A 20,902-nucleotide genomic window follows, 5' to 3' on the forward strand; every position below is an offset into this window, starting at 1 on the left:
CTTCAACTCTTATATGGTAATTACCATTTTTCTTTTACGCAATTATCAGCAGAAAGCGGCATCACATATTCCTCCTATACTTCCCGCCCACCTCAAACAGCGCATTCGTAATCTGACCGAGTGAGCAATATTTTCCGGCTTCCATCATTACTTCAAAAAGATTTTGCTGGTTGATGGCGGCATGTTGGAGCTTTTCCAGCATTTCACCAGATTTGTCGGCATGGGATTTCTGGAAGTTTTCTAAATTCTGAATCTGCAACTGTTTTTCTTCTTCAGTCGAACGGATGACTTCGCCCGGCAAGACCGTTGGCGAACCGTCTTTCCCAAGAAAAGTATTCACACCGATGATGGGATATTCTCCAGTGTGTTTCAGCATTTCGTAATGCATACTTTCCTCCTGGATCTTTGAGCGCTGATACATCGTCTCCATCGCACCCAGAACGCCGCCTCTTTCGGTAATTCGGTCGAATTCGGCATAAACCGCCTCTTCCACCAAATCAGTCAATTCTTCAATAATAAACGAACCTTGAAGCGGATTTTCATTTTTCGCCAATCCCAATTCTTTGTTGATAATCAACTGAATAGCCATTGCCCTTCGCACGGATTCTTCAGTCGGAGTGGTAATCGCTTCGTCATAGGCATTCGTGTGAAGGGAGTTGCAGTTATCGTAAATGGCGTAAAGTGCCTGAAGAGTAGTTCTGATATCGTTAAAATCAATTTCCTGGGCGTGAAGCGACCTTCCGGAAGTCTGGATATGGTATTTCAACATTTGGCTTCGGTCGTTCGCATGGTATTTCTCGCGCATCGCTTTAGCCCAAATTCTTCTCGCCACTCTTCCTATTACGGCATATTCCGGATCAATTCCGTTGGAGAAAAAGAAGGAAAGATTCGGAGCGAAATCGTTGATATTCATCCCCCTTGACAAATAATACTCCACATAAGTGAAACCATTTGCCAAAGTAAATGCCAATTGCGAAATCGGATTCGCTCCCGCTTCCGCAATGTGGTACCCGGAAATAGAAACCGAATAGAAATTCCTCACCTTATTGTCGATGAAATATTCCTGAACGTCGCCCATTAATCTCAAAGCAAATTCAGTGGAGAAGATACACGTATTTTGAGCCTGGTCTTCTTTCAGGATATCTGCTTGAACGGTTCCGCGGACATTGGCGATGGTTTCTGCCTTGATTCTGCCGTAAACTTCTGCATCCAGAACCTCGTCACCGGTAATTCCCAAAAGTCTTAATCCCAAACCATTATTGGAAGGTGGAAGTTCGCCATGGTAGGAAGGTCTTTTCAAACCTTTGTCGTCGAATTTTTCTTTAAGTTTAGCCTCAACTTTTGCCTGAAGTCCATTTTCCTCAATATATTTTTCGCAGTTTTGGTCAATCGCCGCATTCATAAAAAACGAAAGCAACATCGGAGCGGGACCGTTAATCGTCATGGAAACCGAAGTCAGTGCGTTAATGAGGTCAAACCCGGAATAGAGTTTTTTGGCATCATCCAAAGTTGCTATCGAAACTCCGGCATTCCCGATTTTTCCATAAATATCTGGTGGTAAAGCGGGATCCTGTCCGTAAAGTGTTACTGAATCAAATGCGGTAGAAAGTCGTTTCGCAGGCATTTCTGCGGAAACATAATGAAATCTTCGGTTGGTTCTTTCCGGGCCGCCTTCTCCGGCAAACATTCTGGTTGGATCTTCCCCGGTTCGCTTGAAGGGATAAATTCCGGCGGTATATGGAAACTGCCCCGGAACGTTTTCCTGACCTTTCCATCTGATTAGATCTCCCCAATCCTGGAATTTAGGCAGAGAAATTTTCGGAATCTTCAAGCCAGAAAGTGATTCGGATTTGGTTTCCACTTTGATTTCCTTTCCACGAACGAGATAGGTGAAAGCATCCTCTTTCATTTCCTCCTTAAACTTCTTCCAGCCTTGAAGGAAAAGGGTATTTTCTTCCGTCAGTTCTTTTTTTGTCTTGATGAAGACTTTTTCCAGTTTGTCGTGGGTATGTTCATCATCGGCGATCAATGCTTTTGCACCGTCAATTAAGTACATTTTCTTTGCAATTAGAGCCTGTTCCTCCACTTCTTTGTCGTACTGCCTGTTGTTTTCCACAATTTCGGAAAGATAACGAACCCTTTTCGGCGGAATGATGGTGGAATCCTCCGCAACATGGTGTTCCACATATTCATTGAAATGGTGATTTTCAAACCTGGAGTTGACCTTTTTAATTAATGTATTGTACAATTCGGTCATTCCCCAATCATTGAACTGGCTTGCTTTGGTGGCGAAAACCGGCATTTCTTCCAGTGGCTGGTCAAAGAACAGATGATTTCTCTGATATTGTTTTCTAACGGCTTGAAGTGCGTCTAAAGCACCGCGTTTATCGGATTTATTTAAAGCGATCAAATCGGCATAATCCAACATGTCGATCTTTTCCAACTGCGTGGAAGCGCCATATTCCGGCGTCATCACATACATGGAAACATCGGCGATTTCTGTGATTTCTGAACCACTTTGACCAATCCCGGAGGTTTCCAGAATAATTATGTCCGGTTTTGCGATTTTCAAAATATTGATGGCGGAATGGATATATGGCGAAACTGAAACATTGTTCTCACGCGTCGCCATGGAACGCATATAGACCCGTGGATCGTTGATGGAATTCATTCTGATGCGATCTCCCAAGAGTGCGCCTCCCGTTTTCTTTTTGGAAGGATCCACGGAAATAATCGCCATTTTTTTATCCGGATTTGAACGCAGAAATCTGCGGACCAATTCGTCGGTTAATGAAGATTTTCCGGCACCGCCGGTTCCGGTAATTCCGATGATTGGAATACTTGAATTTTTCGCTTTTTCATCAATGGCCTTTACCAAATCTGCTTTTTCTTCAGAAAAATTTTCCACGGCGGAAATAACCTGTGCGATGGATTTTGAATCTTCAAAAGTGATTTTATCCAAATCTGAAACCGTCACATTTTCACCGGTGGCAAAATCGGATTTTTTCACCAAATCGTCGATCATTCCTTGTAAACCAAGTGCCCTTCCATCATCCGGTGAATAAATCCGGTCGATTCCATAATCCATCAACGCCTTGATTTCTTGAGGCAGAATCACACCTCCACCTCCACCGAAAATTTTGATTTGGGGAGCACCTTTCTCATGCAAAAGGTCGTAGATATATTTGAAATATTCATTGTGACCACCTTGATAAGAAGTGAGCGCAATTGCATTTGCATCCTCCTGGATCGCAGTGTTCACCACTTCTTCGGCCGATTTATCATGACCAAGATGGATGACTTCGCAACCCGTTCCCTGGATCACTCTGCGCATAATGTTGATGGCGGCGTCATGTCCGTCAAAAAGCGATGCTGCGGTTACAATTCTTACTTTATTTTTAGGTTCGTATTTTGTGGTTTCCATAAAGAAAATTAAGATTTTTGTGGATTTTTCAAAGATACGGTTTTTTGAAATTTTGGGAAAAGATAAACCCTTTCCGTTTTTTTTCAGAAAGGGCCTGAACTGTTTTTGAATTTTAAGACTGAATATTCTTTAATAATTAAATAGCGCTTTCCCGTCCATCAAATTATTAACTTTTTTGCGGACTTCAGAAATTACATGTTCATCTTTAATGTTCATCACCACCTCGTTGATTAACCCGGCGATGATTTCCATATGATTTTCTTTCAAACCTCTGGTGGTAATTGCAGCCGTTCCCAAGCGGATTCCTGAAGTGGTGAATGGCGATTTGTCGTCAAATGGAACCATGTTTTTGTTGCAAGTAATATCAGCTTTAACCAATGCTTTTTCGGTTTCCTTTCCGTTCACATTCTTATTTCTAAGGTCCACCAACATCAAATGGTTGTCTGTTCCACCGCTTACAATGTCAAAACCATTGTCCATCATTGCTTTTGCCAAAGCCTGTGCATTTGCAACCACCTGTTTTGCATATACTTCAAATCTGGAATCAATCGCTTCTGCAAAAGCCACAGCTTTACCTGCAATCACATGTTCCAGCGGACCACCTTGGATTCCCGGGAAAACCGCGCCATCCAGAACTTGGCTCATCATTTTGATTTCTCCTTTTGGAGTCTTATGTCCGTATGGATTTTCGAAATCTTTACCCATCATGATCATTCCGCCTCTCGGTCCACGAAGTGTTTTGTGAGTAGTTGTGCTCACGATATGGCAATGTTCGAATGGGGTACTCAGCAAACCTTTCGCCATCAAACCTGCTGGATGCGCAATATCTGCCCACAAAGTGGCACCTACTTCATCAGCAACTTCGCGGAATTTCTTGAAATCCAAATCTCGGGAATAGGCGGAATATCCTGCAATCAACATTTTGGGACGAACTTCCAGCGCTTTTTGACGCATTGCTTCGTAATCGATTCTGCCGGTTTCTCTTTCCACGCCGTAAAAATTTGCGTGGTACTGAATTCCGGAAAAGTTCACCGCTGCACCATGCGTCAAATGTCCTCCCATTGACAAATCCAGGCCTAAAATTTTATCGCCGGGTTTTAGAACCGCAAGATAAATCGCCGCATTTGCCTGCGAACCGGAATGTGGCTGCACATTCGCATACTCCACCCCAAAAAGCTCCTTCGCTCGGTTGACCGCCAAAGTTTCCACTTCATCCACCACTTCGCAACCTCCATAGTATCTTCTTCCCGGATAACCTTCCGCATATTTATTGGTGAGCACGCTTCCCATTGCCTTCATCACATTCTCTGAAACAAAATTTTCAGATGCGATGAGTTCAATTCCGTGTGTCTGTCTTTGTCTTTCCTTTTCGATAAGGTCAAAAATTGTTTCGTTGGCCATGATATATAACTGGAGTTTGATATTGATTATAGATAGCTCCAAATTTAGTGAATTTTCAGCACTAAAATCAAATTAAGAATCAGCAAGTTTCAGAATTGAATGATAGACTTTAACTTTGCACAAAAATTTGGAGCGATGAAAATTGGCGATAAAGTTTCTGTGGTTGATGACAATTTGAAGGGACTCGTGACTTCGGTACACGGTGAAACTGTAGTTTTCAGGGATGAATTTGGATTTACCCATCAGTACAAAATGAACGAACTGGTTTTACAAAATCCAAATATTTATGAAGGCTTAAAAACCATTCAAAAATCTGAATCCCCCAAACCGGTTTCCAGGAAACATCAGAGAAAGCACCTCATTCTTGATCTGCATTTTGAAAAACTGGTAGAAAATCCACAATTTTATGATTCCACGGAAAGAATTTTTATTCAAAAGGAAAAATTGATGGAAACTTTTGAATTCTGCCGGAAAAATCATTTGAAACAACTCGAAATTGTGCACGGGATCGGAGATGGCGTTGTTCAGAAAATGGTTCATGATTTCCTAATTGGTCAAACAAACATCGATTTCGAACAGGATGTGTTTTTCTATCATTCCGCCGGAAATGTGATGGTCTGGTTCCGGTAATTTGGGCGGATCATCAATTTTCGGATGGCGTTTCCAAAGTTTCAGCTTCTTGATTAGGTTTAAAAAACGAAAAACTCACATTTCCGTATTTTCGGGTATCGAGTAGATTGGGGTGGGAAAGCTTTATGCGGCTTTGATGCTCAAGCACAAAAACACCATCTTCTTTTAGAAATTTATTGTTTAAAACCAATCCAATCAGCTCATGATATTTTTCCACAGGAGTCTCAAAAGGTGGATCTGCAACCACCAAATCAAATTTTTTGTGGTTTCGGTTTTTCTTTAGATATTCAAAAACATCGGCTCTCTGCACAGAAATTTGCAAAGCCATATCCAAATCAGAAGCGGTGGAATTAATAAAGGCCGCATGTTTTGGATTCATTTCCATGGCAGTAACGTCTTTGCAACCTCTGGAGGCCAGTTCCAAAGCAATGGAGCCGATTCCCCCGAACAAATCCAGCGCAGAGATAAACTCGAACTCCAAATCAAAACGATTTTCGAGAATACTGAAAAGGGCCTCTTTCGCAAAATCCGTTGTTGGACGGACATCGAAATTTTTCGGTGCCGAAATCCTTTTGGACTTCCATCTTCCGCTGATTATTCTGTACATTTTTGGTTGATAAATTTATTGAATGATTGATAAGATCTGAAATCCTGGTGTCCACATTTCCTTCCGATTCAAGTAAAGATAAAATTCTTCTTCGGAATATTGTCAAAAACAATTTTTAGGTGCTTCACAAACTTCTGGAGCTCGGAAATGAATGTTTCGTTTTCAGTGGTTTCCCCATAGACAAAAAAGTTGGTTTCATCAGTTCCGAAACCGATTTTGCTTAAAGTAAACATCACAAAATAAAGAAAATCAACTTCTGAATTCACATCCAGATTATTATAAAGGATTACCTTTTTCTGCGCCAATGCAAAAAACTCACATTGATTGTGATACAGATTGATGTGGATTTCTTTTTGATTTTTCGCAGTTAAATTATTCAGGAATTGTTCGCCCGAAAAATTAAATCTCGTTGGTTTATTTAAACTTTTGATTGTTAAATAGTATTTTTTGGGAAGCGAAAAATAAAACTGGACACCAAATTTTTTGTTGACCGCAAGCATCAGCTCCTCGTGTTCACGATTAATCTCGGAGTTATAAGATATCAGATCGAATCCCAGTTCGTGCCTGGAAAAATCTGCAGGCATTAAGGTAAAATGATTCAATGCAGAAATGACTGAAATTTCATCAAACTCCTTTTGGGAAAAGATTTCGTCTAATTTTTGTTCGATAAAATCACCGGGAGCTTCACCGGAAACAAAAAAAACAGATTCTTCCAAAACAGATTTATTTTTGGAAATCCGGTATTGTAAACCGTCTTTGGTGAAAAGCAGGGAAAGTTTTCGCATGATTGTGGTGCAAATTTAGTCAAAAATAAGAAATTTCCAGCGGTGAAAAACAGAAGAGAAAAGGGAAAAGATTATCGATGAAAATTATTTGCAGATGACTTTATAGATGTGGACAGTCTGCAGAAAAATGGTGGATTAAGAAAAATTGCGCTCTAGGAGCAAACCATTAAAAATAACTATGCATTTTCTTCTGCTGAAATTTACTTCCGATCTGTTTGCACCTATGGTACGAAACCGCTTTTTTTTCAAGAGTTTATGCAGACCGTCCGTTTCTGCGGAGCAACTTGAAACATATTTCGCAAGATTATTTCGACTTCTAAAAAATTCAGAAAATTCTCCGATAAAAAATTCCTAAAGTACCTTCAATTCCAATTCAATGCTCTTGCCGAAGAATTTCTTGGAGATCTTTTCAAAGTTTTTGGTAATATCAGAAAGATAAAAGTGGGTCTTCGGTTTTGGATTGTCATTATTTAGCAAATGATGTTTCTCTAAAATCATCTTTAGCTGGTTTGCTACAATATTCGGGGAATCGATGACTCGAACTCGGTTTCCGTAATACTGTTTGATTTCGTCTATCAATAATGGATAATGCGTGCAACCCAAAATCAAGGTTTCAATATTCTTTAATTTATTATTGCTCAGATAATTATAGATAATCGCATGCGTAATCGGGTGATTTTTGAACCCTTCCTCAATTGCAGGAACCAAAAGCGGCGTCGCCAATTCATCCACTTTGATGAATTTGTTATGCTTTCGGATGGATTTTCGGTAAAGCCCAGAATTCACTGTGGCTTTCGTGGCGATCACACCCACGTTGTTGTGGATTTCATAGGAAACTTTTTCCGCAACCGGATTGATCACGTCGATCACCGGAACTTTTTCTGCCACCAAATCCAGAACTTCGGTCAAAGCATTTGCAGTGGCCGAATTACAGGCAATCACGATTACTTTGCAATTTTTTTCAAGCAGAAAATTGGTGATTTTTGACGAGTATTCCACGATCGCTTCTTTGGACTTGTCGCCATACGGAAGGTGTTTCGTATCACCGAAATAGATCAGATCTTCGTGTGGGAGCAATCTTTTAATTTCTTTAGCCACGGTCAATCCGCCCACACCGGAATCGAAAATCCCGATCGGTTGATTGGCAGAGAGATGGCTGAAATCTTGTTTTTTCTTTTTCAAAGGAAAATCTTTGTGCAAAAATAAGGATTTAGCTGCAAGTGGGAAGTGAGATGCGGTAAGAAATTTTCAAGCCTGCCCGCCGATTCAAGCTAAAGCATCAGACAAGGAACAGATCACTTGCAATTCCATCGGCCATAAACCAGTGTTTTTCGGGAATTTTCAAATGGTTGTGTTCCATAATCAAAATTCCGTCTTCCACTTTTTGTTGGATTTCATTCTGAAGATAATCAAATGTTTCTGCAGAGCATTTCTCCTTTAATGAAACTAAATCTACTCCCCAAGTGGTCCTTAAACCAATCATCAGCATTTCGTTGAACTGGTCTTTTTCGGACAGGATTTCGGTTTCTTTGGCGAGTTGGTTTTTATTCAAAAAATCGATATATCTTTTGTTGTTGGCGATGTTCCAGCTGCGCTCATTTCGCCCGTTGTAGGAGTGTGCGGAAGGTCCGATTCCCAAATATTCCCGATATTTCCAGTAAGCCGAATTGTGCTTGGAGTGAAATTCGGGTTTCCCGAAATTGGAAATTTCATAATGATTAAAACCGTGGTCTTTCAGGAATTGCGACATGTAATAAAATTCCTTGTTCTGTTCAGATTCATTGGGTGCTGCGATTTTTTTCTGCTTAATCCACTGGTTTAAGGCTGTTTTTGGCTCAATCGTCAAAGCATAGGAAGAAACATGCGGAACTTCAAGCTCTATCGTTTTGTTTAAATTCTGTTTCCAAATCCCGAAATTGGAAGTTGGCGAGCCGTAAATCAAGTCGATGCTGATGTTTTCGAAACCAAAATCCTGGGAACGTTTGATGGAGCTTTCTGCTTCCGAGGAATTGTGGGCGCGGTTCATCATTTTCAGATCATCATCAAAAAAACTCTGGGTTCCAATAGAAAGCCGGTTGATTTCGGTTCTCGATAAGTCTTTCAGAAAATTTTTGTCCAGGTCATCCGGGTTGGCTTCAATGGTAATTTCGATGTCTTTGTCAAAAGTGAAGTACTTTAAAACCTCATCAATAATGGACTTTAATTCATCTGCTTTTAGAATGGAAGGCGTTCCACCCCCAAAATAGAGGGATTGCAGATTATTGTCTTGAAGTTCATCTTTGCGTAAAAACAATTCCTTTTTTATGGCAGAGATCATCTCGTCCTTAAAATCCAGAGAAGTGGAAAAGTGGAAATTGCAGTAGCTGCATTTTTGCTTGCAGAAAGGGATATGGAAATAAAGCATTGGTTAAAAATACAAGAAACGAGGCAAAAGAAACAGGTGAGTTTCAATGTGTACCAAAATTCACCTATCGTAAAATTGACATTTTAGCGATTCGGCAGCACGATTTTCTTAATATCTAAATCCACGCTGATTGATGAAGTTTTCAATATTGTAACCTAAGCTCAACATGAAGCTGCTTCCCGCATATTGCTGGATATCTGAGAGTCCGAAATTGTAACTTGCGCCAAAAAAGAATCTGTTCACGGTTGCTTTCACAACGGGGGCGATTCCCAGACTTTGATTTCCGAATTTGTTACTCGCCGTCCGGAAACTTGCACCGGCAGAAAATGAACTGGATTCACCTCTTGCAGTTGCCATCAGATTCAGGTCGATCATTTTGGCGGCGTTGGTACTGAAGTTCATCAGGACTGATGGAGTGACAAAAAAATCTTCACCTAAATGCACATTGTATCCCGCATTAAACATCAGTTTTGTGGGTTCTGGCTCAATTCCCGCAACAATCGGGATGTCATTGGTCAAAGCTATATCATTTACTGAAAATCCGGCGAAGAATTTGCGAAAGCTAATCGCCATCCCAAGATTGGCATAAACAAGGAACAGACTGCTGTTTTCCGGTGCGATTGTGGGATCACCCGCCGTTTCCGGATTCAGCATTCCCAAGTCCACATGCATATTGTAAAAATTGACATTGGTTCCGAAAGAAAACTGACTTTGCCTTTCGCCATCGTCGTCTATTGGGATAAAGTAAGAGGCACCCGCAGAAATTCCGTTTGAGGAAACCGGTCCGTTTTGATCCCGGAAAAAATGAAGTCCCGCTCCCACCCGGTCAAAAACATTGGCGTGAATACCAATTGACTGTACATTGGGGGACTGATCAAATTTTGCAAACTGTTTCTGATAGTTCAAATTCACCACCACGTCATCCGTTTTCCCATAAAGTGCGGGATTAAAAAGAAAATCACCTTCCAGTAGGTATTGCTGATAATAAGGCAATGTTTCCTGACTTTTGAAAAAGCCGACAAAGGAAACAGCAATAATTAGTACTAATAATTTTCTCATAATTAACTTCAGGGGAATTCTTGCAAATATAAAAAACTTTTAAAAACAATCACTCCAAATATTTGCGCCACTTATTGATTGCTTCTTGCATATCTTTTGGCATTGGACTTTCAAAGTACATTTCCTTTTTGGTGGTAGGATGTATGAAACCCAAAGTATGCGCATGGAGTGCATGACGGGGCAAAACCTCGAAAACATTCTTCACGAACTGTTTATACTTCGGCAGATTGACTCCTTTCAGGATTTGGTTGCCTTCATATCTTTCGTCATTAAATAAAGTATGACCAATATGTTTGAAGTGGGCCCTGATCTGATGTGTCCTTCCCGTTTCCAGTTTACATTCTACCCAGGTCATGTATTTGAATCTTTCAATCACTCTATAATGAGTAACCGCGTGCTTTCCTAAACTTCCGTCCTCAAAAACCGCCATCTGCATTCGGTTTTTCAAATGTCTTCCGATATTCCCTCGAATGGTTCCCTCATCATCTGCAATATTTCCCCAGACGAAAGCCCAATATAGGCGCTTGGTTTTCCGGTCAAAAAACTGCTTTGCCAAAAAACTCAGGGCATATTCATTTTTTGCGATGACCAAAAGTCCGGAGGTATCTTTATCTATCCGATGAACCAGTCCTACCCGATCCAAATCGGATTTTTCACCATTTTTTTGGAAGTGGAAAGCCAGTGCATTGACCAAAGTTCCGTCCCAATTTCCAAATCCAGGATGCACTACCATTCCCGCTTCTTTGTCCACCACCACCACATCATCATCTTCATAAACGATATTGATGGGAATATCTTGTGGAATGATTACATTTTCTCTTGGAGGACGGGTGAGCAGAACCGAAATTTCGTCACCTGGTTTTACGCGGTAATTTTGTTTGACGACTTTACCGTTCACCACCACATTTCCCGCTCTACACGTTTGCGAGATCTTGTTCCGTGTAGAATTTTGGCGGATATTGTGCAGGTATTTATCAATCCGCATGATCTCCTGACCTTTGTCCACTTTAATGCTAAAGTGTTCATAAAGCCCATCAGATTCAGCGTCATTTGATTCCTGGCTGAGTAAATCTTCGTCTGAAAATTCTTCGTTTTCTTCCTTCATTTCATGTACAAAAAAACTCCAACTTTCCGTTGAAGTTTTATATCTATTTAGATTGAAAATTATTCAACAATCACTTTTTTGGCTTTTGGCTTTTCTTCGGGCTTTGGCGCAGCCGGCTTTGGTGCCGTAGTATTTGCTGTTTTCTGTTTGACTTCAGTCAGTTTGGGTTTTGGTTCAACTGTAGGTTTAGCGACTTCTGTCTTTGGAATTTCTGTCTTCGTTTGCTCGGTAACAGTTTGTTCGGGATTCGGTTCGCCCACTTTCTGCGGTGCCGGTTTTTGATAAACAGGGGTTCTATAGCTTGAAGACGATATGGTGGTATCGATTTTAATTCTGTAGATCGAATTCAGTTGCGAAATTTTTGCACCCAACTCGGCTGGTGTTTTCTTGCTTGCCCATAGATCGATCTGCATTCCCTGGTCGCGGACATCCATTGATGGCGGATCTTGGAAATAGACAATGTCAGATTCATCTTTGCCGCCGTCTTCATATTCTACTAATCCAACTTCAAATAAATTTTGTGTGATAATTGCTTTAGCTTGTTGCACAGTAAGTCCTACCAAATTAGGCACCGAAATATTTCGCCTCGGCCCCGCTCCGATGACCAAATCAATGGTGGAAAATCTGGGGAGAAGAGCACCTGGTTTTAAAGTGGATCCATTATAGAGCATCCTGATTACTGCATCCCGCTGAATGCTTGGTTCAAAAATGGTGTCACCCACTTTAAGGCCCACCTGCTCCAATTGCCTAAAAGCCAAACCCTTATATCTATCCAGAATATCCGGAACAGAAACTTGCGCATAAGTTCTTGGATTCACTTTCAAAATGACGGTTCGCCCATCTTTTACTCTGGAACCTGGAGACGGATAGATCTGCAGAACTTGGAACGGACGGTATTTTGGGTCGTATTTAAAACTGTCCACTTCATATTCAAGTCCAGAATCGTCCAGAATTTTGATGGCTTCCTGCACAGTCTTGTTCATCACATTCGGTACCGGGATTTCCTTGCCATGATTGGTATGAATCTCCAACCAACGGAAAGTAAGCCAGACCAGACCCACAAAAACAGCGGCTGCAACAAGTAAATTTACCAAAACCTTCCAGTGGAAAAGTGATTTAAGCATATTGCCAATACTTTAATTATATCTGCAAATATATAAAATAATCTTTTCGGTAATTAGGGAAATCTCTCCCCTTTTTCGAAAATATGACCATAGAAAACCGCAAATAGATTTTGAAATTTTTATCTTTGCTGATTAAACCCAGACTATGATTTTATCAATGACCGGCTTCGGAAGAAGTGAAGGTGTTTTCGACGGAAAAAAAATCACCATCGACCTGAAATCGCTCAACAGCAAATCGTTTGACCTGAATATCAAGATGCCTTTAAGGTATAAGGAAAAAGAATTCGATATCCGGAAAATACTGAACGATAAAATCCTGCGCGGAAAAGTAGACTGCTTCATCAACATGGAAAGCCTCACAGATTCCAGCGATGTGAGCATCAACAAAGACCTGGTAAAATCCTATATGGAAGAATTAAAGAAAATTTCTTCGGACGGACCCGATTTTGAATACCTAAAAATGGCGATCCGATTTCCAGAAGCCGTCTCCACAAGACCAGACGAACTGAATGAAAATGAATGGATCTTCCTTTCCGGACTATTAAATGAAGCTTTAGAAAAGTTCGACCAGTTTAGAAAAACAGAAGGCGACACGCTGCAAGAGGAACTGAAAAGAAACCTCAGAAGCATCGAATCAAGTCTTTCTCAAGTGATCCCATTTGAAAGCGAAAGAATGGATGGTGTAAAAGAACGCTACCGAAAAACCTTGAATGAGTTCGACAATATCGACGAGACCCGCTTCTATCAGGAAATGGCGTATTTCACGGAAAAATTAGATATTTCGGAAGAGAAAGTCAGACTTGCGCAACATCTAAAATATTATCTGGAAGTGATGAACGATGAAGATTTTAATGGCAAGAAACTCGGATTCATTTCGCAGGAAATCGGTCGGGAAATCAACACTTTAGGTTCAAAAGCAAACCACGCCGAAATTCAGAAACTCGTGGTAAAAATGAAGGATGATCTGGAAAAAATCAAGGAACAAACATTAAACGTATTATAGACGTGAGACTTAAAGATGAGCAATAAAGGAGTATAATCCTCTACGCTCATGTCTCAAAATCTAGAATTTCATGAATAAAGTCATCATATTTTCAGCCCCTTCAGGAAGTGGAAAAACTACTTTGGTAAAGCATTGCCTGGAACATTTTCCGGAGTTGGAGTTTTCCATTTCATGCACCACCAGAAAACCGCGCGGAGTAGAAAAAGACGGGGTGGATTACTATTTTATTTCTCCCGAAGAATTTCGGCAGAAAATTTGGAAAGCAGCATTCGTAGAATTTGAGGAAGTATACGAAGACAAATATTATGGTACACTGGAATCCGAAGTGGAGCGAATCTGGAAAAAAGGCAAAACCGTGATTTTCGATGTGGATGTAAAAGGTGGAATTTCCCTGAAAAAGTATTTCGGTGACAAAGCTCTTTCCATTTTCATCATGCCGCCATCCATTCAGGAATTGGAACGAAGACTGATTGCCAGAGGAACAGACGACCCAGAAACCATCCAAACCAGAGTGGAGAAAGCGGAGCTGGAAATGACCTTTCAGAATGAGTTCGACAAAACGGTGGTGAACGAAGATTTGGACAAAGCAAAATCGGATATTGAAAAATTGGTCGGAGCATTTATTAATTCTTAAATTTAGGGTCCGAATTGGAGAACCGGTTCCAAAACCTGAAACCAGCTACCAACTTATAACTTGAAATCTACCTGTCGGCAGACAGACTTTAAACCAAAACAAATGAGCACAGCAACTTTAGATAAGGCGATTTCAAACCTCCCAGTGAAGGGATTCTTAAAAATCGACGACCTTGTGATTCCGCAAGGTGAAGAATTGATCAAGGCCATCATGGACCTAAAAAAGGAAAAAAACGCCATCATTCTGGCACACTATTATCAACCGCCGGGAATTCAGGATATCGCAGATTATCTCGGGGATTCGCTGCAATTGGCTAGAGCGGCGAGAGACACCGATGCGGATATGATTGCGTTTTGCGGCGTTCACTTCATGGCGGAAGCCGCAAAAATTTTGAACCCGACCAAAAAAGTCGTCCTTCCAGATACACAGGCTGGTTGCTCGCTCGCCGATGGCTGCAGTGGCGAAGGTTTAAGAAAAATGCGAGAAAAGCATCCGAATGCATTAATCGCCACTTATATCAACTGTAATGCGGAAACCAAAGCCGAATCCGACATCATTGTGACCAGCTCCAATGCGGAGACCATCATCAAATCACTCCCGGAAGACCGGCCGATTATTTTTGCCCCAGATAAAAACCTCGGCAGATATTTGATGAAAAAAACCGGCCGCGACATGATTCTTTGGGATGGAAGCTGCATCGTGCACGAAGCGTTTTCCATGGAAAGAATTGCGAAACAGCTGGCTGAAAATCCGGATGCGAAACTCATTGCACACCCTGAAAGTGAAACTCCGGTTTTGGATTTGGCGGATTTTGTAGGCTCCACTTCTGCACTTTTGAACTTTGTAGAAAAGGATGATTCACAGAAATTCATCGTCGCAACCGAGGAAGGAATTTTACACGAAATGCAAAAACGCGCACCACACAAAACCCTGCTTCCCGCATTGGTTTTCGACGAAAGCTGCAATTGTTCGGAATGTTTCTACATGAAAAGAAACACGTTGGAAAAACTTTATCTGTGCATGAAATATGAACTCCCCGAAATCGTCATTGATGAGGAATTGAGGTTGAAAGCGCTGGTTCCGATCGAGAAAATGATGGAGTTGTCTAAGACGATTAAGTAGATAACATGCAGTAATTTCGTGCTGAATTCGCTGCACAATAATCTTAATTCAAAAATTCCTCTTTCAACTTTCTTAATTCGTATTTCAGATGACCAGTAAAATATTTTTTGAAAACCTAAAGATTTTCGCTTATCATGGCGTTTTACCAGAAGAGAAAATCATCGGGACTCACTTTATTTTGAACATAGAAATCCATGCGGATCTGTGGAAAGCAGTGGGAACAGACGACTTAAATGACACCATCAATTATGCGGAAGTCAACGATATCATCCACAAAGAAATGAAAATCCCTTCCGAACTGATGGAGCACGTTTGTGGAAGAATCCTGAAAAAAATCAAACTGAAATTTCCGCAAGTCACTTTCATCAAAGTAAAAATGACCAAAACCAATCCGCCGATGCAGGGCGAAATGGACGGAGTGAGCGTGGAGATCAAGAGTGATTTTCCTGTGCATTAACCTATCCAGAATTTTGAATCATTAAAGGTTTGTTTTAAATTTGGCATTTTGAAAAAGGATCTAAATCTCCTTTTTGCAAACCTTTTTCTATGAAATACATCATCCTCACGCTTTTATCAGCGGTACTTCTCAGCATTTCCTGGCCCACTTACGGAATCCCGTTCTTCCTCTTTTTCGCTCTGGTTCCTTTAATGATGATGGAACACGACCTCACCAAATTTTCTAAAATAAAAAGGAAAGGTTGGGCGATTTTCGGTCTTTCTTATCTGTGTTTTATGATTTGGAACATCGTGACAACGGGCTGGCTTTATGGCTCAAAAAATCCTGATGGCACACATTCTCTGATGGCGGTGGTGTTTCCGGTTTTGGTGAACTCTCTCCTGTATTCGCTGGTTTTCCAGCTTTATCACTGGTACAAAAAGGCGCAGGGAACGTATTGGGGACTCACTTTTTTGGTTGCGATCTGGATGGCTTTCGAAAAATTCCATATGAGTTGGGAGCTGACTTGGCCGTGGCTGAATCTGGGAAATGCTTTTTCAGAATATCCCAAACTGATCCAGTGGTACGACACCTTGGGTGCCACCGGCGGAAGTTTCTGGATTTTGCTGATTAATGTTTACGTTTTCTATACCGTAAGAATTTGGGATGCCGGAAAAAAACGAAAATCTCTGATGATCAACACTTCAGTTCTTGCGGTCTTGATTTTTGTTCCGATGTTGATTTCAATGGCAAAATACCATAGTTTCGATGAAAAGCCGATTGGCCAAATCAATGTCTTAATGCTCCAACCGGAACTGGACCCCTATCATGAAAAATATGCCAAAGACAGCTTGACGATTTTGAATGAATTGCTGACTTTGGCAGAACAAAATTCCAAAGGACCAATCGATTATTATATCGGCCCCGAAACTTCACTGCCCGGTTTCGGCTCGATTTCGGAGAAAGGTTTTGAACACAGTTTGCTTTTAAACAGCATCAAGGCATTTCTCTCTAAACACCCGAAATCCGTTTTTGCAACAGGAATTTCCTCGCACCGTTTTTTTCGGGGCGAAGAAGCGAAAAGCGATGCAGCATACGAAGTTTCAGAAGGTATTTTTGCAGAAAGCTATAATTCCGCTGTGCAAATTATCCCGGACAAAAAGGTGGAAGTTTACCATAAAGGAAAACTCGTTCCAGGTGTTGAAATTTTTCCCTATATGAACGTGCTGAAACCGATTCTCGGCGATGCGATGCTGAATCTGGGTGGAACGGTAGCTTCTTTGGGAATTGATCAGGAGCGCAAGGTTTTCACGAATCCTTTCAATAAAGGAAAACTGGCGCCTATCATCTGTTACGAAAGTATCTATGGCGAATTCACCACCGAATATGTGAAAAAGGGTGCGAACTTTTTAGCGATCATGACGAACGATTCGTGGTGGGGAGTCACGCAAGGTCACAAGCAGCTGATGTCTTATGCAAAACTCCGCGCAATTGAAACCCGCCGTGAAATTGCCCGTTCCGCAAACAGTGGAATTTCCGCACATATCGATGCAAAAGGAGAGGTACTGGCAGACACGCTTTATGGAGATAAAACCGCATTATTCGCCAAAGTGAATCTTTATGACGGAATGACTTTTTACACCAGAACCGGAGATTTGCTATCCCGAATTTCGATTTTTGTTTTGGGATTTTTGGTGTTTTATACACTGATCAAGAAAATACAGAATACTAAGAAATCTTAAATTTCAACAACATTACGAGCAGAGCATTGGAGCAAAACCAACCAATTTCAATTGCCAACTACGGTTGTTTTTTTTCGTATTTATGGACATAATGATTCATCAATATCCGAATCTCATTAAACTCAAATTCTTTTGGCAACGACCTTTTCCAATCATTTAAAGACTGGTGTTTTTCAAAATTTTGCCTGAACTCTTCTTCAAAGATTTTGATTTTTTCTTTGTCGAAAATCCGGTTGAGATCCAAAATTCCCTGCGAGGCGAATCTGGAGAGGTGACCAAAAATGGTTTCGGTGACCAAACCGCGTTCTCTAGCGATTTCGGGAATAGTCTTTCCCTCCTCAAATAGTTGGAAAGAGAGGATATGGGAGGGAACCTTCGAAATTTTGGTAGTGACTTTTACATCATTTTCCGCATCGAAAAGCAGGGTTTCCAAAAGATAAACTTTTTTCAAATCGTTCAGGTAATCTTCCAAATCATCCACAAAAACCCGGAAATCTTCATTGTATTGCTTCAATCCTTTCGAACCTTTGTTTTCAGCATAAAAATCGAGTAATGGCGAGAATACTTTTTCGTTCACGTTCTTAAAAAAGAAATTTACGGCGCCTTTAGATTTGATTTCCACCTCATTCCAGTCTTCAGTTCCCAAAATAAACCTCTGGGTTTTTTGCCTGATGACTTTCTCAAATTTTTCGAAAATACCAATCAGATGCTCAATTTCCGGCCGGATCGCAGAAAACAGAAAGTTCACCTTGTCTTTATCGATAGCTTTTGCGCTTCGTGCGGATCTATTCCACTGATCGAGAGAAAATATAAACCATTTGCAATCCAGTCGGTTCAGCACTTTCCCAATGGAATAATCATATTTTTCGGCGTTTAAGATTTCCTCGATTCGTTCATTTGCATGGGTTTCGTCTTGGAATTTGGAAACTCTTCTATCTGCGAAAATAACTTCGGGAGTGATCTTCGATTTTAGGACAATTCCTTCCAAAGTCCGACATCGGGAAAGCGCGACGTACACCTGTCCGGAAGCAAAAGATTTCCCCGCATCAATGATCAGCCGGTCAAAAGTGAGTCCCTGACTTTTATGGATCGTAACCGCCCAAGCCAAGCGGATCGGGTATTGTTTGAAACTTCCCAATACATCTTCGGTAATATTCTTTTCCGAATCCAGGGAATATTTCTTCTGCTCCCAAATTTCCTTCTTTAAAACATAGCTTTCCTCATCTCCATCGATGACCACCGTGATTTCCTTTTCATCCAAATCCACTACTTCTGCCAATTTTCCGTTGAAATATCTCCGTTCGCCGCTTGCATCATTGCGGATAAACATAATCTGTGCCCCGATTTTCAGTTCTAAAACTTCATCATTCGGATATTGATTTTCATTAAAGTTCCCCACAATTTCTGCGTCGAAGGAAAATGTTTTCCCGGGAAGTTCCGCCAATTTTTTCTGGTTGATTTCATCCGCCATTCTGTTATGCGAAGTCAGATAAACATATTGTTCATCGGTAGGCTCGAAATCCGGAATATATCTTTCGTTCAAGGCATCAAAATCGATGTCGCGGATTTCGCCATCCCGTATTTCATTAAGAATATCTAAGAATTTCTCGTCTTTTTGGCGGTAAACTGTGGTCAGTTCGATGGTAATTAATGGAATTTCTTTCAGCGCCAAACTTTCAAAGAAAAACGGCGATTGATAATATTGACTGAGAATATGCTCATCCCGAACAACTGGTGGAAGTTGGTACAAATCCCCAATGAAAAGCATTTGAACTCCGCCAAATTTCTGCTGATTTCGCCGGACGTGCCTCAAAGAAAAGTCCATCATGTCCAGAACGTCTGCTCGAAGCATAGAAACCTCATCGATGATGATGATTTCGATTTCACGAAGGAGTTTCAGTTTGTCTTTCCGGTATTTAAAATGGTGCATTAAATCGGCAATGTTCATCGCCAGATTGCCATCAATTCTCTCAGTTGTGGGAAGAAAAGTCCGCGGTGGAAGTCCAAACATCGAGTGAATCGTAACTCCTCCGGCATTGATCGCCGCAATTCCTGTAGGTGCGACCACAATATGTTTCTTCTTGGTTTTCAGCACGAAATCATTCAGAAAAGTGGTCTTCCCCGTTCCGGCTTTTCCAGTGAGAAAGATGCTTCTGTTGGTATGCTCTACTAAATTGAAGAGAGATTCGTTCATTCTTCAAAAATACTGAAAAAAGTCTGAGCATTTTGCAAGTGAAAACACCTAAAAAATTTTCTTCACAAAACAGCCAATCCAGAAAAAAGACATTATTTTTGCAAGACTTTAGAAATAGTTAAACATGAAGTATTTCCTCCTGATCTCCATATTTGTCTTAGCATTAAATTCCTGTAAATCGAAAAAAAACATGACCCAGGAAACGCTTCCGAAAGATGTGGCCCTGAAACCGGACAATAACCTTTTGCAACAAAGCGACCGAGAGAAATTATCGGCGATGATCAAAGAAATTGAATCGGAAATTGGGAAAGAAAAATGTACTGATGAAACATTATGGCGAATCTCCCCAATCGGTTCGAAACCTTGCGGCGGACCGAGTTCTTTCATTGCATATCCTGTAAAAATTGAAAACGAGATCTTGCTGAAAATCAAAAATTTCACCGATGCGCAATCCGCATTCAACAAAAAATACGGACTGGTTTCGGATTGTGCGGTAGTTCCGGCTCCTTCCGGAATTCGTTGTGAAGGCGGAAAATTGGTTTTGATTGGTAGTAATTCAAGCGTTTCAGAAGTACAATAATTCAAAAATAGAAACTCTTATTTTTTCATTTTGGCGGATTGTGAATCTAATTATTTTGAGGACTATTTTAAAATTGAATACCGGTAAACATCCATGAATTGGCCGTTTTTGAAATATTCCTTTTTCAAACAAGCTTCCATTTCCATTCCACATTTCATCATAATTTTTCCTGATGCCGGATTATGGGGAAAATGACTGGCGTATATTTTTTGGAGTTTTAATTCTTTAAAACCAAACTGGATGATTTGCTTTAAGGCTTCCGAAATATAGCCATTGTTCCAAAACTCTTTGGCGAGCCAATAACCGACTTCCGCTTTGTGGTGGTTTTTGTCTGGATGAATTCCTATGGCGCCAATTAATTTTGGATTTCCTTTTTTGCGGATGGCAAAAATAAAATTGTTTCCGTTTTCAAAACCTTTATCCACTAATTCGTTCAGGAAAAACTCGGCATCTTCTTTTTTGTAGGGAAAAGGAATGTTTAAGGTATTTTCCGAAAAAGCAGAATCAGCACCGAGATATTGCACCAAATCATCCGCATCGGTATGAAGCGGACGATTAAGCATTAACCGTTCGGTTTGTAATTCGGGAAAAGATTTCATTTTTTGTTTAATGACAGATCGTTTGACAACAAGTGATAACCTTGGTTTTGGTA

At 40.8% G+C, this 20,902-nt stretch carries 18 protein-coding genes; 7 read left to right on the top strand and 11 right to left on the bottom strand.

From position 1 onward, the window contains the following. Positions 1 to 61: 61 nt before the first annotated feature. Entirely contained in the window at positions 62 to 3,424 is a 3,363-nt protein-coding gene (locus L0951_RS08540) for a methylmalonyl-CoA mutase family protein (RefSeq protein WP_234110812.1), read from the bottom strand. A gap of 129 nt (positions 3,425 to 3,553) precedes the next feature. After that, a complete protein-coding gene (glyA, locus tag L0951_RS08545) occupies positions 3,554 to 4,825 on the bottom strand; it encodes a serine hydroxymethyltransferase (protein ID WP_234110813.1) in 1,272 nt (423 codons plus the stop codon). Between the two features lie 135 nt (positions 4,826 to 4,960). On the opposite strand from glyA, the gene L0951_RS08550 reads away from it, so the two are divergent. Continuing rightward, on the top strand, positions 4,961 to 5,455 hold the full coding sequence (locus tag L0951_RS08550; protein ID WP_234110850.1) for a Smr/MutS family protein: 495 nt from the start codon (positions 4,961 to 4,963) through the stop codon (positions 5,453 to 5,455). Between the two features lie 13 nt (positions 5,456 to 5,468). Here the strand turns inward: L0951_RS08550 and L0951_RS08555 are convergent, their stop codons facing one another. The 7 genes from L0951_RS08555 to L0951_RS08585 form a co-directional block, all read right to left on the bottom strand. Continuing rightward, positions 5,469 to 6,062, bottom strand: a complete 594-nt coding sequence (locus L0951_RS08555) for an RsmD family RNA methyltransferase (RefSeq protein WP_234110814.1) — start codon at positions 6,060 to 6,062, stop codon at positions 5,469 to 5,471. Between the two features lie 68 nt (positions 6,063 to 6,130). Beyond that, complete coding sequence (locus L0951_RS08560; RefSeq protein ID WP_234110815.1) at positions 6,131 to 6,847, bottom strand: DUF3822 family protein; 717 nt, start codon at positions 6,845 to 6,847, stop codon at positions 6,131 to 6,133. 351 nt (positions 6,848 to 7,198) lie between these two features. Continuing rightward, complete coding sequence (gene murI, locus L0951_RS08565; RefSeq protein ID WP_234110816.1) at positions 7,199 to 8,029, bottom strand: glutamate racemase; 831 nt, start codon at positions 8,027 to 8,029, stop codon at positions 7,199 to 7,201. A 97-nt stretch (positions 8,030 to 8,126) separates the two neighbouring features. Further along, a complete protein-coding gene (gene hemW, locus L0951_RS08570; protein ID WP_234110817.1) occupies positions 8,127 to 9,251 on the bottom strand; it encodes a radical SAM family heme chaperone HemW in 1,125 nt (374 codons plus the stop codon). 108 nt (positions 9,252 to 9,359) lie between these two features. Beyond that, entirely contained in the window at positions 9,360 to 10,310 is a 951-nt protein-coding gene (locus L0951_RS08575) for a PorP/SprF family type IX secretion system membrane protein (protein ID WP_234110818.1), read from the bottom strand. Between the two features lie 49 nt (positions 10,311 to 10,359). Continuing rightward, positions 10,360 to 11,415 (bottom strand): RluA family pseudouridine synthase, encoded by a 1,056-nt coding sequence (locus L0951_RS08580; RefSeq protein ID WP_234110819.1) that lies wholly within the window; start codon positions 11,413 to 11,415, stop codon positions 10,360 to 10,362. 59 nt (positions 11,416 to 11,474) lie between these two features. Further along, positions 11,475 to 12,539: a PASTA domain-containing protein gene (locus tag L0951_RS08585; RefSeq protein WP_234110820.1), complete on the bottom strand. Its 1,065-nt coding sequence runs from the start codon at positions 12,537 to 12,539 to the stop codon at positions 11,475 to 11,477. A gap of 145 nt (positions 12,540 to 12,684) precedes the next feature. On the opposite strand from L0951_RS08585, the gene L0951_RS08590 reads away from it, so the two are divergent. The 5 genes from L0951_RS08590 (at position 12,685) to lnt (ending at position 17,476) form a co-directional block, all read left to right on the top strand. Then, positions 12,685 to 13,542 carry a YicC/YloC family endoribonuclease gene (locus tag L0951_RS08590; RefSeq protein ID WP_234110821.1) on the top strand — a complete coding sequence of 286 codons (858 nt, stop codon included), beginning with the start codon at positions 12,685 to 12,687 and terminating at the stop codon, positions 13,540 to 13,542. 70 nt (positions 13,543 to 13,612) lie between these two features. Then, complete coding sequence (gene gmk, locus L0951_RS08595; RefSeq protein ID WP_234110822.1) at positions 13,613 to 14,176, top strand: guanylate kinase; 564 nt, start codon at positions 13,613 to 13,615, stop codon at positions 14,174 to 14,176. A 102-nt stretch (positions 14,177 to 14,278) separates the two neighbouring features. Beyond that, positions 14,279 to 15,298 (top strand): quinolinate synthase NadA, encoded by a 1,020-nt coding sequence (gene nadA / locus L0951_RS08600; protein WP_234110823.1) that lies wholly within the window; start codon positions 14,279 to 14,281, stop codon positions 15,296 to 15,298. Between the two features lie 88 nt (positions 15,299 to 15,386). After that, positions 15,387 to 15,755: a dihydroneopterin aldolase gene (folB, locus tag L0951_RS08605; RefSeq protein WP_234110824.1), complete on the top strand. Its 369-nt coding sequence runs from the start codon at positions 15,387 to 15,389 to the stop codon at positions 15,753 to 15,755. A gap of 89 nt (positions 15,756 to 15,844) precedes the next feature. Beyond that, complete coding sequence (gene lnt / locus L0951_RS08610) at positions 15,845 to 17,476, top strand: apolipoprotein N-acyltransferase (RefSeq protein ID WP_234110825.1); 1,632 nt, start codon at positions 15,845 to 15,847, stop codon at positions 17,474 to 17,476. 58 nt (positions 17,477 to 17,534) lie between these two features. Here lnt and L0951_RS08615 read toward each other — a convergent pair whose 3' ends face one another. Next, on the bottom strand, positions 17,535 to 19,670 hold the full coding sequence (locus L0951_RS08615; RefSeq protein ID WP_234110826.1) for a helix-turn-helix domain-containing protein: 2,136 nt from the start codon (positions 19,668 to 19,670) through the stop codon (positions 17,535 to 17,537). A 124-nt stretch (positions 19,671 to 19,794) separates the two neighbouring features. Between L0951_RS08615 and L0951_RS08620 the strand changes: the two genes are divergently transcribed. After that, on the top strand, positions 19,795 to 20,250 hold the full coding sequence (locus L0951_RS08620) for a hypothetical protein (protein WP_234110827.1): 456 nt from the start codon (positions 19,795 to 19,797) through the stop codon (positions 20,248 to 20,250). Between the two features lie 62 nt (positions 20,251 to 20,312). Here L0951_RS08620 and L0951_RS08625 read toward each other — a convergent pair whose 3' ends face one another. Beyond that, positions 20,313 to 20,849, bottom strand: coding sequence for a GNAT family N-acetyltransferase (locus L0951_RS08625; protein WP_234110828.1), 537 nt, complete (start codon positions 20,847 to 20,849; stop codon positions 20,313 to 20,315). Between the last annotated feature and the right edge of the window lie 53 nt (positions 20,850 to 20,902).

The sequence above is a fragment of the Chryseobacterium sp. R2A-55 genome (assembly GCF_021401085.1).
In the GTDB taxonomy this organism is placed as follows: Bacteria; Bacteroidota; Bacteroidia; order Flavobacteriales; family Weeksellaceae; genus Kaistella.

Bases quoted from the DNA above. Each gene is read 5' to 3' on its own strand.
- hemW (WP_234110817.1), bottom strand. From the start codon at position 9,251: ATGCTTTATTTCCATATCCCTTTCTGCAAGCAAAAATGCAGCTACTGC.
- L0951_RS08560 (WP_234110815.1), bottom strand. From the start codon at position 6,847: ATGCGAAAACTTTCCCTGCTTTTCACCAAAGACGGTTTACAATACCGG.
- L0951_RS08555 (WP_234110814.1), bottom strand. From the start codon at position 6,062: ATGTACAGAATAATCAGCGGAAGATGGAAGTCCAAAAGGATTTCGGCA.
- gmk (WP_234110822.1), top strand. From the start codon at position 13,613: ATGAATAAAGTCATCATATTTTCAGCCCCTTCAGGAAGTGGAAAAACT.
- L0951_RS08550 (WP_234110850.1), top strand. From the start codon at position 4,961: ATGAAAATTGGCGATAAAGTTTCTGTGGTTGATGACAATTTGAAGGGA.
- L0951_RS08585 (WP_234110820.1), bottom strand. From the start codon at position 12,539: ATGCTTAAATCACTTTTCCACTGGAAGGTTTTGGTAAATTTACTTGTT.
- L0951_RS08620 (WP_234110827.1), top strand. From the start codon at position 19,795: ATGAAGTATTTCCTCCTGATCTCCATATTTGTCTTAGCATTAAATTCC.
- L0951_RS08580 (WP_234110819.1), bottom strand. From the start codon at position 11,415: ATGAAGGAAGAAAACGAAGAATTTTCAGACGAAGATTTACTCAGCCAG.
- L0951_RS08575 (WP_234110818.1), bottom strand. From the start codon at position 10,310: ATGAGAAAATTATTAGTACTAATTATTGCTGTTTCCTTTGTCGGCTTT.
- folB (WP_234110824.1), top strand. From the start codon at position 15,387: ATGACCAGTAAAATATTTTTTGAAAACCTAAAGATTTTCGCTTATCAT.
- lnt (WP_234110825.1), top strand. From the start codon at position 15,845: ATGAAATACATCATCCTCACGCTTTTATCAGCGGTACTTCTCAGCATT.
- L0951_RS08590 (WP_234110821.1), top strand. From the start codon at position 12,685: ATGATTTTATCAATGACCGGCTTCGGAAGAAGTGAAGGTGTTTTCGAC.
- nadA (WP_234110823.1), top strand. From the start codon at position 14,279: ATGAGCACAGCAACTTTAGATAAGGCGATTTCAAACCTCCCAGTGAAG.
- glyA (WP_234110813.1), bottom strand. From the start codon at position 4,825: ATGGCCAACGAAACAATTTTTGACCTTATCGAAAAGGAAAGACAAAGA.
- L0951_RS08540 (WP_234110812.1), bottom strand. From the start codon at position 3,424: ATGGAAACCACAAAATACGAACCTAAAAATAAAGTAAGAATTGTAACC.
- L0951_RS08625 (WP_234110828.1), bottom strand. From the start codon at position 20,849: ATGAAATCTTTTCCCGAATTACAAACCGAACGGTTAATGCTTAATCGT.
- L0951_RS08615 (WP_234110826.1), bottom strand. From the start codon at position 19,670: ATGAACGAATCTCTCTTCAATTTAGTAGAGCATACCAACAGAAGCATC.